This is a genomic window from Nitrososphaera sp. (assembly GCF_036397675.1).
Lineage (GTDB): Archaea > Thermoproteota > Nitrososphaeria > Nitrososphaerales > Nitrososphaeraceae > Nitrososphaera.
In genome coordinates, this window is record NZ_DASWIL010000038.1 from 1 (window position 1) to 13,167 (window position 13,167).

Below are 13,167 nucleotides of genomic sequence, written 5' to 3' on the forward strand. Positions count from 1 at the left end.
CGCCAGAGCCAGTCCAAATTCTTGTACGAAGGATCCTACAGCTATCACTGCGGCCGTTGCGGTTATCAAGGTCCACGCGATCTGTCTTGCGCCGATCACGAAGTTATTCTGTCGGTTTTATTATTTATTGCCTGCTCAGCGAATTACGTCAGAAAGGAAGTGCAACACGGCTTCACCCTTTGGCCCTGTTGCTTCTATACTGACAGAGCATCCTTCTTCCTTTGAAGTAATGGTCAGCGACAGGGCGTTCTTCTTTCTCGTAAAGTAATAGATGAGGGCAAAAACTCCCACAATTATAAGTAATATTATCAAGATAGTCGTGTCATAAGCCCTCTCTCCCCCAGCTACGATTCTCTTGTCTACCTCAGTTTCCTTGATCTCTAGCGCGCTCGCTCGTATGTACGTCTGCGCAGCATTGTACGCATCATGTGCTCTCATTTTGGAGTCAATGTTTTGCGAACCCATTGTTTTGGCTCCATGGAGTAGAAGCATTGGAGCGGAGTAAATAAAGTTAAGCAGCGATGAATAATGAGTAGCTGTTAGTGGAACTGCTTGATGTGTTCCTGAAGTTCTGCCTGGCTTTCAAGCTCTTCCATGCAAGTTTCGCACGGAACTAGTCCGCTACCGGTGTCGTTTTCCTTTGCCGCAGTCCTGTGCCTCTTGGCGTGGTCTGCCAGCTCGGCTTCAGTCTTGAACTTGGCCCCACACGCTTCGCACTTGATCTTCTTCCCAAACCAACCCATGAGAGCGGTAATTGTTCCCATACAATAAGATTTGATCCTGCGAGTGCCGAAATTCCAGGTTGTCCATACAATAATATACTTGCGGGGAAGATGTTGACGTATGCCTGCCAAGAAATGGCTTGACAGCGAGGTATCGCTTGAGCCGGTAAAGAATCAGACTATAGCAGTTATCGGCTATGGAATACAGGGGCGCGCCCAGGCGTCCAATATGAAGGACTCGGGCCTCAAAGTCATCGTGGGTCTGAGAAAGGGAGGCAAGACGTGGCAGCAGGCAGAGTCCGAGGGCCACAAGGTCATGGAAGTTGGAGACGCCTGCGAGGCTGCCGACATCATCCACATACTCATCCCGGACATGGAGCAGGCTGACACTTACAAGCGCGACATCGCCCCGCACGTGACTGCTGGCAAGGCGCTCAGCTTTTCGCACGGCGCTGCGATTCATTGGAAGTGGATAGAACCCCCCGCAAACGTTGACGTGATAATGGTCGCGCCAAAGGGGCCGGGCCAGCGCGTCCGCGAGTTGTATCAGGAAGGATTTGGCATCCCGTCGCTTGTCGCCGTGCAGCAGGACCACACTGGCAAGGCGTGGGACCGCGTTCTTGCTATGGCAAAGGGCATAGGGAGCACCAAGCCGGGCGTTCTCCAGACCAATTTCAAAGAAGAGGTTGAGACTGACTGGTTTGGCGAGCAGGTTGACCTGTGCGGCGGAACTCATGCGCTTGTCATGAACGCATTTGAGACGCTTGTAGAGGCTGGATATCAGCCGGAGGTCGCGTATTTCGAGTGCCTGCACGAATTGAAGTTAATCACCGACCTAGTGCAAAGGTACGGCCTGACCGGGATGTACAACCGCGTCAGCGAGACTGCGCGCTATGGCGGCCTCACAAGGGGGCCACGCGTAGTTGACAATGAGGCCAAGGCCAAGATGAAGGAAGTGCTGAAGGAAATACAATCAGGCGAGTTTGCCGACGAATGGGTCAGCATCTACAAAAAGGAGGGCAAGAACTCGTTTGCCCGCTACATGAGAGAGATAGAGAACCATCAACTGGAAAAGGTGGGCAGGGACCTGCGCAAGATGATGTGGCCCAAGCAAGAGTCCTAGCAACTCTTTTATTTTTTCACGTTTTCGTTGATGTGTTTTATTATCACTGACAGCGGCGTCCCCGGCCCAAAGTTGCCGGTCACGCCCTTGCTCTCCAGCTCCTTCCTGTCAGATTCGGGGATGATGCCCCCGCCCACAACAAGTATGTCGCCAGCACCCTTTTCCTTCAGCAGCCTTGCAACCTTTGGAAAGAGCGTGAGGTGCGCGCCGTTGAGAAGGCTCATCGCAACCACGTCCACGTCCTCGTCGACGGCCATTCTTGCCACCTGCTCCGGCGTGCAGAAAAGCCCGGAATAGATGACTTCCATGCCGGCGTCGCGGAATGCGCGGCACAGCACGAGCGCGCCCCTGTCGTGGCCGTCAAGGCCGAGCTTTGACACGAGCACTCTTATCGGCTTTCGCTGCTGCGCAGTTGCTGCCATAATACGGGTATCTGGATTTCCTCTTAAAATGTTTATTCACTGCCAGAAGCGACAACTATCAATCGCAGTTTAGAAGCCATATATAACAAAGACGTGAATATTACATTGCATGGCTTTAGATGTCGAACGGGAGACCGTGAAAAAGCAAGTAGACATTTACAGGCAGCTGAAAGAGCAGCTGATGGCGGGCATGAGGCGATACCGCAAGGACGGCAAGATGGAGCTTGCAGACATCATCGCAAGGTCGGTCGCGGCCTAACAGCTTTAATATAATATTCCTCCCTACAGCCTTATTGTGCTTCCTATAGTCAGGGGCCTTCTAAAGGGCGACAGGCGGTCGCTTGCAAGGGCCATATCCATTGTCGATAACAGAGAGCCCCAATCAAGGCAGATAATAAAAGAGATATTTGAAAAGACCGGCAAGGCAAAGACTGTAGGTTTCACCGGGCCGGGGGGCGCCGGGAAGAGCTCGCTTTTGGGCAGGCTGATACCCGAGTGCCAGGCCCTCGGCTACAGGGTTGCGGTGCTCGCAGTCGATCCCACGAGCCCAATAACGGGGGGAGCGATACTGGGGGACAGGCTGCGCATGCTAGCCAGCTTGGAAAGCGAGGGCGTATTCATGAGGAGCATGGCGTCGAGGGGCGCGGTTGGGGGAGTGTCCAAGTCGCTTCGAAACGCCATCAGGGTGCTTGACGCCGCCGGCTACGACCTCATACTGGTGGAGAGCGTCGGAGCAGGGCAGCTAGAGATCGAGATAACAAAGGCGGTGGACCTGACGGTGGTGGTGTTCACACCCAACACCGGCGACAACGTGCAGGCAGTGAAGGCAGGGCTGAGTGAGGTGGGCGACATTTACGTGGCCAACAAGTCAGACATCGAAGGGGCTGGGCAGCTCTACAACACGATTGTAGACCTGATAGGTGACACGGAGCGCAAGCCGGCTGTCCTTAAAACGTCAGCAAAGACCGGAAAGGGCACAAAGGAACTCGCCAAGACCATTGAGAAGTTGCTAAAAGAGAGAAGCAGTAGTTATAAAGAACGGGAAAGGAAAATGCTTGAAGAGGAATTGAAGGACATGGTTTCAGACATTGTCGAAAGAAAGGTCGCCTTGACGCTTGCCGGGGACAAGAAACACTCGGCCTTTATTGACAAGCTCGCCGCAAAAAAAATGGACCCTTACACTGCGGCAGAGCAGGTGGCTGAGAGCCTTTTCAGGTGAGTTGGACAAGATGACTGAGAAAATAGTCACGGACTCGAACATCCCCGTAAAACGCGTCTACAAGAAATCAGACATCAAGGGCCGCAGGCACGAAGACCCCGGAAAATTTCCGTACACCCGCGGTTTGTATCCAAACATGTACAGGGAGCGGCTGTGGACTATGCGCCAGTACAGCGGCTTTGGCAGCGCGGAGGAGACCAACAAGCGCTTCAAGTTCTTGCTGGACAAGGGGCAGACGGGGCTGTCGCTTGCTTTTGACTTGCCGACGCAGACAGGCAGGGATTCCGATCACCAGATGTCCGAAGGCGAGGTCGGGCGCACGGGCGTCGCCATCAGCTCGATAAAGGACATGATGACCTGCTTTGAGGGTATCCCGCTTGACAAAGTGAGCACGTCGATGACGATAAACTCGACTGCATCGACGCTGTTATCATTGTACATCACCGTTGCCGAGTCGCAGGGAGTAAAACCCGACCAGCTGCGCGGGACGACGCAGAACGACATCCTGAAGGAGTACATCGCCCGGAACACCTACATCTACCCGCCCAAACCGTCAATGCGCCTGATAGGCGACATGATAGAACACTGCTCAAAGAAGGTGCCCCAATGGTACCCAATAAGCATCTCCGGTTACCACATACGCGAGGCCGGCTCAAACGCGGTTCAAGAATTGGCGTTCACGTTTGCCGACGCCATCGAATATATTGAAACGTGCACCGCCCGGGGCCTCAAGGTGGACGGCTTTGCCCCTAGACTCTCGTTCTTTTTCTGCTGTACCATGGAGTTCTTTGAAGAGATTGCCAAGTTCAGGGCCGCCAGGCGCATTTACGCAAAAATAATGAAGGAGAGGTTCAGGGCGCGCAGCCAGAAATCCATGCATCTGCGCTTCCATGTCCAGACCTCCGGTGAGTCGCTCACCGCGCAGCAGGTGGACAATAACATTGTCAGGGTCGCGACGGAGGCCATGTCCGCGGTACTCGGCGGCTGCCAGTCTCTGCACACGAACTCGCGCGACGAAGCGCTTGCGCTCCCGACTGAACAGTCGGCAAAGGTGGCACTTAGGACCCAGCAGATAGTCGCGAGCGAGACCGGTATCGTAAAAGCAGTGGATCCGATGGCAGGCTCGTACTATGTCGAGTCGCTCACAGACGAGATGGAGGAGAGGGTGTGGAAGTACCTGAAAAAGATAGACAGGATGGGAGGCGCGATGGCCGCGATAGAAAAAGGCTACTTCCAGGAGGAGATACGCAACAATTCGTACCGCTTGAAAAAAGAGATCGACGAAAACAAGCGGGTGATTGTGGGCGTCAACAAGTACCAGGACGCGCACGACGTCGAGCCGGCGCTCAACAAGATTGACCTGGAGATAGAGCAGAGGCAGATAGCCAGGCTAAATGAGTTTAAGGCAAGTAGAGATAAAAGCAGGGCCGAGTCTGCCCTCGCTGCACTGCAGAAAGGCGCCGAAAAGGACGACAACCTTATGCCGCTCATCATCAACTGCGTCAAGGGCTACGCAACTCTGGGCGAGATAAGCAACACCTTGGGCACGGTCTTTGGCAAATACGAGGCCAAGGTCTCGTTCTGATACTTAATAAACTGGGAGAGCAGAATTAGGCCGTGAGAGTAGACCACATCGCGATTGCGGTAAATAGCGTCGAGGAGGCGCTAGAAAACTACCAAAAGATCCTGCGGGTCGACCATCTGGAGATTGAAGAGGTCCCAAGCGAGAAGGTCAGAGTCGCCATGCTGATGCTCGAAGATACCAGGATAGAGCTTATGGAGCCCACAGCTCCTGACAGCCCGATATCAAGATTCCTTCAGGAAAGAGGAGAGGGTATACACCACATCGCAATCACCGCGGATAGCATCGTGGAGGATGTCGAGCGCGCAAAATCGCAGGGGATGAGGATGCTCGGAGACCTGCGCACCGGCTCGTACGGCAGGCGGATTACGTTCATACATCCCAAGTCCCTGCACGGCGTGCTCACGGAGTTCTGCGAGGCGCCCCCCAAGCACAAGGACTAATACCCGTCCCTCTCACTACAATTTTGTTGAAACCAACGTGCGGCGAGCTTCTCGAGAAGCTGGAGGCAAGCGTCGCGCGAAACCGCGCAGACGCGCTCTTACTGTCAGGCGGCCTTGACAGCACAATCCTAGCAAGCATCCTGCGCCCCGAGTATTCAGTGGCGGCCGGCCTTGGCACCGCCGCGCCGGACCTTGCGTTCGCAAGGCAGGCGGGGCAGAAATACAGCAGTACGCACGTTGAAGAGATTTTCGATGAGGAGAGGATGGCTGAAATGGTCGATGCAGTTGTGCAGGCGTTCAAGACTTTTGACCCCATTGAAATACGGAACTCGTGCGTTGCCCTTACGGGGCTTGAGCGGGCAAAGCACGATGGCTACAGCAAAGTCATGACGGGCGACGGCGGCGACGAGCTTTTCGCCGGCTACAACTACCTGTCGCGCTATTACAACGACTTTGATGAGCTGGAGCAAGAGCTTGAAAGGCTCTGGGAGGTCATGCACTTTTCGTCAAAACCCTTGGGCGAGAAAATAGGAGTGGAAATAGCCACGCCTTTTCTGGACACCGAATTTGCCAAGTTTGCCAAATCCATAGACGCGGGCGAAAAGGTGGGCGAGTACGGTGGCCACAAGTACGGCAAGTTCATACTGAGGCGCTGCTTCGAGCCCGAGATTGGCGCGCTTGCATGGAGGCCCAAGATGGCGCAGGAGCAAGGTGCAGCGACCGACATGTTCTGCAATTTCATTGAAAAGATGATAGACGACGCCACATTTGCTAATAAGAGCATGATAGCGATGTCAGAAGGCGTCAGGATAAGGAACAAGGAGCATCTAAATTATTACGCGATTTTCCGCAGTTATTTCCCGCCGCCGCAGGAGGAGTCCGGCGACTGCTATAAAGTGTGCCCGGAATGCCACGCGTGTTTTTCAAAAGGCAGGTTCTGCCGGACCTGCGGCGCGTTCCCCGTTACCCCGATCTCACCTTGAGTACTTGCCGGGCTTTTTCACGAATATCCGCTTGCACCCTTCACAGCAGAAAAAGTACGTCTTGCCGTTGTGCTCGTGCGGCACCGCAAGCTCCTGGTCCATTTCTATGCCGCAGACTGGGTCGACTGGCATTAACATTGATATACGTATCTGAATCGTATTTATTTTTTACCAAAGTGAATCAGCTAGTGGTAGGGAATAACTGACTGACCAGTCAGTTATCTTTATTAACAACGTGTCCTTTCCTATAAATAATTGAACAGCACAAAAGAGTCTGCCTTGCAAAACGGTGGGGCTGACAGCCAGGCGGTGCTAAAAGTCGACGGCGTTACAAAAGTCTTTGATTCTGCCGCGGGCAGGGTGGCGGCGCTTAGGGGCATCGACATAGAGATCAAGAGGGGTGAGTTCGTGTCGATAGTCGGGCCTTCGGGCAGCGGCAAGTCGACTCTACTCAATATCATCGGCGCGCTTGACAAGCCGACTTCTGGCAAGGTGTTCATCAACGGCATAGACATCTTTTCTCTTGATGACTCTGAGATGGCGACCATGAGGAACCACCTCATAGGCTTCATCTTCCAGTCTTACAACCTGATAAACAGGACAACTGTGCTCAAGAACGTCGCGCTCCCCGGCGTCATTTCAGGAATGGGAAGCGACGACCGCCACAGGCGGGCCCTGAAACTGCTGCAGGTGCTCGGCATAGGCGAAAAAGCAGACCACAAGCCCGTCAACTTGAGCGGCGGCCAGCAACAGAGGGTCGCAATCGCCCGCTCGCTCATGAATGATCCCGCGATAATCCTTGCAGACGAGCCGACCGGCAACTTGGACACCAAGACGGGCAGTGAGGTTTTCGACCTGCTGAGGATGCTCTCAAGCAAGTTCAGAAGGACGGTTGTGATGGTCACGCACAACCCCGAGCTTGTGGGGGGCAGCGACAGAGCGATATACATCCGCGACGGCAGGGTAGAAAAGGAGGTATCCCATTGAAGTTTCTTGCACTAATAGTCGCTATCATGTTGTTGCTTCCGCTGAGCGCTTATGCCCAGCTGAGCGAGTCAGAAATAATCAACGCGACCCTGAGCGGCCCGGTCTTCCTGGACGCTTTCTGGACCGATAGAACCACACTGCCTCCCACGGGCACGTCGCTTGAGAAGGTCGAGGTGGCCCCCGGCGACGGCGCCTCGGTGCTTGCAGTCACGCTTGTCAACAGGGGATTCTCCGACATTACCGGCGTGACGGGGCGCCTAACGCTCCCTTCAGGCCTAAAGGCGGCGGGGACCAGTGGAAGTCAGGCGGTTGCCACGCACAATAGCATAGTCTCCGCAGGGGACACCTTTACGCTGTTTTTCCAAGTCGACGTATCAAGCAGCGCTTCAGTGAAGGAATACACCGCCTCACTCAAGGCTGAATATTCCAGAACCATTGAGGCAGGCGCGCCGAGGACTTCAGATCTCAGCATCCCGTTCAAAGTGACGGGCAAGGCCATCATCGACGCGTCGTCTCAAGGCGGCGTGGCATCCGGAGCTTCAAGCAGGGTGCCTATCGAGATAACCAACCGGGGCAGCGCGCCTGCCACGGGTGTCGTAGTCGCAGTACCGGGTTCGTCAGGCATAAACACCACCACCCAGCAGGCTGCACTTGTTAGTCTCGGGCAAAAGACGTTCGAGCTTGGTGCAATCCCGCCGGGCGAGTCCAAAACCATCGCGCCAACGTTCTACGTGGCCAACACGTCGGGCGAAGCCCTTCAAGTCGTGAGCCTCAATGTGACATACGGCAACGCCTATGGCGAGAGAAAAGCTGCAAGCGTGCCGGTGGGCCTGGTGGTGCTGCCCGAGTCTGCAAATTCGCTTGTAAGCGTGACGCCGGTAGGCGAGTCTTCAATAATTACTGCCGGAAAGATAACCGACCTACGGGTGTCTCTTGCAAACAACAGGGACCAAGAGCTGTCAGACGTCGTGGTCTCAGTCAGCTCACAGTCAGAATCGATAGAAGTGCTTGGAAGCACCAGCTGGACTGTAGGCGATATGGCCCCCAGTTCCAGCCAAAAGCTATCCACCAAGGTATTTGCGTCCGAAGACATGATAGGCAGGGCGGCGACGTTTATCTTCACGGTCCAGCATCTGTCGGCAGGCCAACCCGAGATAGAGGCCATAGAGCTTGGCACCTACGTCGACGGAGAGATAAGCATAAAGGCGTACGAGATAGGCGTAACCTACATAGGCGACAGGCCCAACATAACGGGCAACCTGCTCAACGAGGGCAACGTGCTTGCGCTCTTTACCACGGTGGAAGTCGTAAGCGCGGAGAACCTGGTAGACGCTCTCCCACCGCAGCAGTACCTAGGCGACCTGACAGAAAACTCGCCCCTTCCATTCAGCATTCCAATAAACGTTTCATCTGGGGCCAGCGCGGGGACGTATCCTGTAGAGCTCCGCGTGCAGTACAGGGACAGCCTGAGGGAGCTACACGCGCTTGACGTAGCGGCCAATGTTGACTTTGTGCCGGAGGTAGCATCTGCAAACGGCCCCCAGGCAGCGGTTGACCCCTCGCTGATAATCATAGCTGGCGGCGTCGCAGCAGCGGCGGTGATTGCGTTTGTGGTCATGCGCATGCGGAGTAGGTCAAAGCTCAAGCGCAAGCTCCAGTTCAGCAAGCAGAACGGTGGCAAAGACATCGAGTCGGTACTTGACAGCCAGCTGGGCAAGCCGGAAGAAAGCAAATGAACATCAGGGAGATCTTTGCGCTCTCCATTGACGCGCTCAGGGAGCGCAAGACTAGGTCTGCGCTCACCATAATGATGGTCGTCGTTGGGAGCAGCCTGATGGTTGCCCTGAATGGCATGACCGCCGGCTTTTCCAACTTTATCAACTTCCAGTTCAGCAAGCTAGCGCCAAACATACTTTTTGTGACAAGCGCCCAAGGCGACGGCGGTAACGACCCATTTGGCGGAGGCCCGCCCCCGGCGCCCAAGATAACGCTCAACGAGGCGGTGGTCAGCCGGATACGCTCGCTGCCGTTTGTTGACGACGTCATACCGTCGTACCAGGCGGGGATAGCGCTTCAAGCGGGAGGCAAAAAGACCGACACCACGGTGTTTTCAATAGACCCGCAAAAGCTGTACGTAATTGCGCCCACGATAGAATTCGTCGAGGGCTCGAGCATACGCCAGAACGACCCGTCGACGATACTGCTGTCAGACAGGGTCGCAAACCCGGCGGGCGAGAGCACGCCGTTTGCAGTCATCGGCCAGACCGTGAGGGCCACATACACGTTCGTAGACCCTGACACCGGTAAGCAGGAAAGCGAGAGCAGGAGTTTTGTCGTGTCTGGAATCATGGAGCCGACCGGCAACCCCACTATCGACAACTCGGTGGTGTTCAACCGCATAGCCGGCAACGCGATGCTCCAGAAGGCCGGCAAGTACGACGCGCTCCTAGTCGCGGCCCAGTCGGGGGACTTTGTCGACGCGGTGGAGGAGCAGATCCGTCGACTGTACGGCAACGACATCGGCATCACGACGCCGGAGGCGATTCTTGAGACGATAAACGAGTTCATTGCAGGCTTTAGCTCGTTTACCACCAGCATCGCGCTTGTGGCGCTCCTAGTGGGTGCAGTGGGCATCATCACCACGCTCTATACATCCGTGACAGAGCGGATAAGGGAGATAGGGACGATGAAGGCAATCGGCGCGCAGAAGAGCTTTATCCTCGTACTTTTCCTGACAGAAGCGCTGATGATTGGCGTCTTGGGGGCGTCGGCCGGCATGGGGGTAGGTGTTATGGGAGGCTTTGTGCTCATAGCGGGCTTTGCGTCGCAGGACCCGAGCTCGCAGAGCCTCACACCCGTGTTCTTGGCGCAGGACATGGCAACTGTCTGGGGGCTCTCTGTAGGGCTCTCTGTCCTTGCCGGCATGTACCCTGCATGGCGGGCTTCGAGGACTCCGCCCATAGTGGCCCTTAGGCGCGAGTAGGTCAGTATTTCTGCCAGGGCTTTGCGTGTTTGGTCAAGTGGCAGGCTTCGGAGCAAAAATAGTCGTCGCACATGTAGCAGAACAGCGGGTAGTCCTGGGTCTTTTTGCCGCACACTCCGCATGTCGAAGACATGTCCATAGCAATGATCCGCTGTTCGAGGAATTAACACTTTGCAGTGGGCTGAAATTAAGAAAGAAAAAGAGCAGTGGCCGACCCTTGCGGACCGGCATGAGTCGAGAATCCCAGTTTATGGGATGGACCTGCTGTACAGCTTGCCTTCGAGTGCGAGCTTGTACATCTCTGCTACATACGGGTTCTTTGCCGGTGTTTCTGCACCCAGTTCTACCAGACGTGCGTACACCCTGACGACGTACGCCAGAGCGCCCATGAATGCCACGACGACACCCATATTGAACATCCAGTGGTTGGGGACTGCAAAGATTTCTTCCACGAACCAGAAGTGCCACATCTCGTTGACACCGATTGTGAACATCGTTGCAAGATAACCGATGATGGTTATCTTTAGACCGGTGTTCATCGAGTTGCCCGGACCCCTAAGGATCGGTACCCTTCTGTCGTAGACGGCTACCATACCCCAGCCTACCGGGAGCGCCACGAAGTGGCTGTATAGCCACCAGTGAGCTGGTGTAAAGGCGCTGTCTCTTATTGCAGTCTGGTGCAGCGAGCCATCTACGAAGTTGTCCACTTCGACGGAAGCTGCTATCGAACCGAGCATGATCACCATTATGTAGATCTTCTTCAGTCTTTGGATTTCGACTTCTTTCGGGATCAGTGCTGGCATCTGCGCCATGAATTACCTTGGTAACGATCTGGTATATTAACCCGCACTCTAACAATCAGTCATATTTATTGAAAAACTTTTAACTTGCTTGGCTGTAAACATATATATGTATCATGAAATAGTTTGATGAATTATAGATATAACATAGTCATGATAATGAGCAGTTATGCTTATCATATATGATAATCGTATGTCTACACGCACGGAAACCGTCAAGACGGGCGCCCAACACGAGGGCCACGCATGATATTATGGCAGGGGGTATTTTGACTTTGCCGCCCAAGTTTGGCTTTATGCGGAATCCGCGTGGGCGAAAATAAGGAACGGCAGCTCGGTCAAATGCCTTCTCTTCACACTTCAGTCTTAACTCTGAATCGTCACTGCTGCCTTGCAAGCTTTGTACTTTGGGATTAATAATCATGCTTGTTCCAGAAATGGCTTGTACTGCTGCACCAGGTCTGCAAGCGGGAAGCGCTTCTTGCCGACTATTTTGATGTCCATACGCACCTTTCCCTTCTCCACTTCGATGATGTTAAACGAATTTTCGAAAAAGCCCCTAAAGCGCGTTGAAGACGCGGTGCCCGCATAGGCTATCTCCAGAGGACCTAGGTTCCACACCCACGGCCGGTGCTTGTGGCCGCACAACACGAGGTTGACCTTTGAATGGAGGCAGGTGCGCAGGGTGTCGCCTGCGTCAAGGATGAGGATCTTGTCCGTTCCTGTGTCGGGTATCCCGACTAGGTGGTGGTGCATTGCGACTATCTTGACTTTGTCGTTGTATTTTGCGAGCGCCTTTTCCATCCAGAGGTTCTGCCTGTAGCCCACCTCGCCTTCGTCCCTGTCCGGCCTTGCGGTGCCAAGCGTCAGAAGCACCACTTCGTCAAACTCGTAGACGTGTTTTGTTGGAAAGAACTTTTTGAAGAGAAGGTAGCCGGTGTGCCTGTAGTCGTGGTTGCCGGCAACTACAATGATGTTTGCGCAGTCAAACCGCTTGATCTCTTTGCTCGCCTTCTCGAACTGGGGCAATATCCCCTCGTCGGTCAGATCGCCCGTTATCACGATGGCATCAGGCTTTAGCCTGTTCACTTCGTCGACAACTGCGTCAAATACTCCCTGAACAAAGAGGCTCCCGACGTGTATGTCTGAAAGCTGCACAAGAAGCATGAGCTTAGCACCATTGCATTTTGGCGGTATATAACGTTGCAAGCGGGAAAGTCTTTGTTAAATAAGTCGGCAATTAATTGGACTTTCTTAACAAGAGGCACTTATTTGACAAAGCCAGCGGGAAGGCAATGTTATATTAGCACCTTTTTCTTTAGAGATGGAAGTGCCGAAGCGCAAGATAAAGGAGGAAAAGCCCAAAAAGAGACTCGGCAAAAAGGAAGTCCTCATAGTCCCCATCATCATGGGCGGCGCTACGCTTGTTGCTCTGCTCCTGACGCAAATAGTCCCTCCTCCGAACCCGACCGAGGTATGTTTAAAATCGCACAACGTCGAGACGTTCCAGCTTTACCCGAGGGTCGAAGTCATCGTAGACGGCCAGCACATGATGTTGCCAGACACTGTGGGCAAACAGCTCAAGGACGGCCAGGATTGCCTGCGCCCGATACACACGGATGAAGTGGGCACAACCGTGCATATCGAATACATCAGGCCCATCCGGTTCAACATGGCCGACTTCATGAACGTCTACTCCAACAACACTGGCATGATAACCGTAGTCAACAACTCTACCGGCGTCAACGTCGAGCAGGTCCTGAACCTTGACGACTACAATGTCCAGTACTCGTATTATTCGGAGAGGAACGAGTTCACCCCCGTGGCATCCGCAGCCGAGGTCCCGCCGTTCAGAGAAAACATGCTCATAAGGACGGAACTCACGTCCAAATAGGAATAAATA

17 protein-coding genes are annotated in these 13,167 nt (G+C 54.2%); 10 read left to right on the forward strand and 7 right to left on the reverse strand.

The annotated features are described in order from the left end of the window. Window positions 1–135: 135 nt before the first annotated feature. Both VGA14_RS08675 and VGA14_RS08680 read right to left on the reverse strand, forming a co-directional pair. Window positions 136–465 carry a hypothetical protein gene (locus tag VGA14_RS08675; protein WP_331003360.1) on the reverse strand — a complete coding sequence of 110 codons (330 nt, stop codon included), beginning with the start codon at window positions 463–465 and terminating at the stop codon, window positions 136–138. A gap of 74 nt (window positions 466–539) precedes the next feature. Beyond that, window positions 540–743 carry a C2H2-type zinc finger protein gene (locus VGA14_RS08680; RefSeq protein ID WP_331003361.1) on the reverse strand — a complete coding sequence of 68 codons (204 nt, stop codon included), beginning with the start codon at window positions 741–743 and terminating at the stop codon, window positions 540–542. A 100-nt stretch (window positions 744–843) separates the two neighbouring features. Here VGA14_RS08680 and ilvC point away from each other — a divergent pair, with 100 nt between their 5' ends. Further along, the gene (ilvC, locus tag VGA14_RS08685) at window positions 844–1,845 is read left to right on the forward strand and encodes a ketol-acid reductoisomerase (protein WP_331003362.1); all 1,002 of its coding nucleotides are present in this window, start codon (window positions 844–846) and stop codon (window positions 1,843–1,845) included. Window positions 1,846–1,853: 8 nt separating this feature from the next. Here the strand turns inward: ilvC and VGA14_RS08690 are convergent, their stop codons facing one another. After that, a complete protein-coding gene (locus VGA14_RS08690) occupies window positions 1,854–2,267 on the reverse strand; it encodes a cobalamin B12-binding domain-containing protein (protein WP_331003363.1) in 414 nt (137 codons plus the stop codon). Between the two features lie 109 nt (window positions 2,268–2,376). Between VGA14_RS08690 and VGA14_RS08695 the strand changes: the two genes are divergently transcribed. The 5 genes from VGA14_RS08695 to VGA14_RS08715 are packed head-to-tail and all read left to right on the forward strand — an operon-like array spanning window position 2,377 to window position 6,494. Next, a complete protein-coding gene (locus VGA14_RS08695) occupies window positions 2,377–2,526 on the forward strand; it encodes a hypothetical protein (protein ID WP_331003364.1) in 150 nt (49 codons plus the stop codon). Window positions 2,527–2,562: 36 nt separating this feature from the next. Further along, a complete protein-coding gene (meaB, locus tag VGA14_RS08700) occupies window positions 2,563–3,486 on the forward strand; it encodes a methylmalonyl Co-A mutase-associated GTPase MeaB (RefSeq protein WP_331003365.1) in 924 nt (307 codons plus the stop codon). Window positions 3,487–3,496: 10 nt separating this feature from the next. Beyond that, window positions 3,497–5,071 carry an acyl-CoA mutase large subunit family protein gene (locus tag VGA14_RS08705; protein WP_331003366.1) on the forward strand — a complete coding sequence of 525 codons (1,575 nt, stop codon included), beginning with the start codon at window positions 3,497–3,499 and terminating at the stop codon, window positions 5,069–5,071. A 32-nt stretch (window positions 5,072–5,103) separates the two neighbouring features. Beyond that, window positions 5,104–5,511: a methylmalonyl-CoA epimerase gene (gene mce, locus VGA14_RS08710; RefSeq protein WP_331003367.1), complete on the forward strand. Its 408-nt coding sequence runs from the start codon at window positions 5,104–5,106 to the stop codon at window positions 5,509–5,511. Window positions 5,512–5,537: 26 nt separating this feature from the next. Further along, window positions 5,538–6,494, forward strand: coding sequence for an asparagine synthase C-terminal domain-containing protein (locus VGA14_RS08715; protein ID WP_331003368.1), 957 nt, complete (start codon window positions 5,538–5,540; stop codon window positions 6,492–6,494). On the opposite strand, the gene VGA14_RS08720 is transcribed toward VGA14_RS08715, so the two are convergent. Continuing rightward, window positions 6,486–6,626 carry a YHS domain-containing protein gene (locus VGA14_RS08720; protein WP_331003369.1) on the reverse strand — a complete coding sequence of 47 codons (141 nt, stop codon included), beginning with the start codon at window positions 6,624–6,626 and terminating at the stop codon, window positions 6,486–6,488. The two genes, VGA14_RS08715 and VGA14_RS08720, sit on opposite strands and share 9 nt — an antisense overlap. A gap of 123 nt (window positions 6,627–6,749) precedes the next feature. Here VGA14_RS08720 and VGA14_RS08725 point away from each other — a divergent pair, with 123 nt between their 5' ends. The 3 genes from VGA14_RS08725 to VGA14_RS08735 are packed head-to-tail and all read left to right on the forward strand — an operon-like array spanning window position 6,750 to window position 10,464. Then, the gene (locus VGA14_RS08725) at window positions 6,750–7,481 is read left to right on the forward strand and encodes an ABC transporter ATP-binding protein (protein WP_331003370.1); all 732 of its coding nucleotides are present in this window, start codon (window positions 6,750–6,752) and stop codon (window positions 7,479–7,481) included. Then, on the forward strand, window positions 7,478–9,217 hold the full coding sequence (locus VGA14_RS08730; RefSeq protein WP_331003371.1) for a hypothetical protein: 1,740 nt from the start codon (window positions 7,478–7,480) through the stop codon (window positions 9,215–9,217). Before VGA14_RS08725 ends, VGA14_RS08730 begins: the two co-directional genes overlap by 4 nt. Further along, complete coding sequence (locus VGA14_RS08735; protein WP_331003372.1) at window positions 9,214–10,464, forward strand: ABC transporter permease; 1,251 nt, start codon at window positions 9,214–9,216, stop codon at window positions 10,462–10,464. The genes VGA14_RS08730 and VGA14_RS08735 overlap by 4 nt, the downstream gene beginning before the upstream one ends. Window position 10,465: 1 nt before the next feature. Here VGA14_RS08735 and VGA14_RS08740 read toward each other — a convergent pair whose 3' ends face one another. The 3 genes from VGA14_RS08740 to VGA14_RS08750 form a co-directional block, all read right to left on the reverse strand. Continuing rightward, entirely contained in the window at window positions 10,466–10,597 is a 132-nt protein-coding gene (locus VGA14_RS08740; RefSeq protein WP_331003373.1) for a hypothetical protein, read from the reverse strand. 115 nt (window positions 10,598–10,712) lie between these two features. Continuing rightward, entirely contained in the window at window positions 10,713–11,276 is a 564-nt protein-coding gene (locus VGA14_RS08745; protein WP_331003374.1) for a methane monooxygenase/ammonia monooxygenase subunit C, read from the reverse strand. A gap of 408 nt (window positions 11,277–11,684) precedes the next feature. Beyond that, window positions 11,685–12,431: a metallophosphoesterase gene (locus VGA14_RS08750; RefSeq protein WP_331003375.1), complete on the reverse strand. Its 747-nt coding sequence runs from the start codon at window positions 12,429–12,431 to the stop codon at window positions 11,685–11,687. Window positions 12,432–12,588: 157 nt separating this feature from the next. On the opposite strand from VGA14_RS08750, the gene VGA14_RS08755 reads away from it, so the two are divergent. After that, a complete protein-coding gene (locus VGA14_RS08755; protein ID WP_331003376.1) occupies window positions 12,589–13,158 on the forward strand; it encodes a hypothetical protein in 570 nt (189 codons plus the stop codon). Window positions 13,159–13,167: the final 9 nt, after the last annotated feature.

Excerpts from the sequence above, each read along its gene's own strand:
- VGA14_RS08735 (WP_331003372.1), top strand. The coding sequence starts at position 9,214 with ATGAACATCAGGGAGATCTTTGCGCTCTCCATTGACGCGCTCAGGGAG.
- VGA14_RS08745 (WP_331003374.1), bottom strand. The coding sequence starts at position 11,276 with ATGGCGCAGATGCCAGCACTGATCCCGAAAGAAGTCGAAATCCAAAGA.
- VGA14_RS08675 (WP_331003360.1), bottom strand. The coding sequence starts at position 465 with ATGGGTTCGCAAAACATTGACTCCAAAATGAGAGCACATGATGCGTAC.
- VGA14_RS08740 (WP_331003373.1), bottom strand. The coding sequence starts at position 10,597 with ATGTCTTCGACATGCGGAGTGTGCGGCAAAAAGACCCAGGACTACCCG.
- VGA14_RS08690 (WP_331003363.1), bottom strand. The coding sequence starts at position 2,267 with ATGGCAGCAACTGCGCAGCAGCGAAAGCCGATAAGAGTGCTCGTGTCA.
- VGA14_RS08720 (WP_331003369.1), bottom strand. The coding sequence starts at position 6,626 with ATGCCAGTCGACCCAGTCTGCGGCATAGAAATGGACCAGGAGCTTGCG.
- VGA14_RS08695 (WP_331003364.1), top strand. The coding sequence starts at position 2,377 with ATGGCTTTAGATGTCGAACGGGAGACCGTGAAAAAGCAAGTAGACATT.
- ilvC (WP_331003362.1), top strand. The coding sequence starts at position 844 with ATGCCTGCCAAGAAATGGCTTGACAGCGAGGTATCGCTTGAGCCGGTA.
- VGA14_RS08705 (WP_331003366.1), top strand. The coding sequence starts at position 3,497 with ATGACTGAGAAAATAGTCACGGACTCGAACATCCCCGTAAAACGCGTC.
- VGA14_RS08750 (WP_331003375.1), bottom strand. The coding sequence starts at position 12,431 with ATGCTTCTTGTGCAGCTTTCAGACATACACGTCGGGAGCCTCTTTGTT.
- VGA14_RS08755 (WP_331003376.1), top strand. The coding sequence starts at position 12,589 with ATGGAAGTGCCGAAGCGCAAGATAAAGGAGGAAAAGCCCAAAAAGAGA.
- VGA14_RS08680 (WP_331003361.1), bottom strand. The coding sequence starts at position 743 with ATGGGTTGGTTTGGGAAGAAGATCAAGTGCGAAGCGTGTGGGGCCAAG.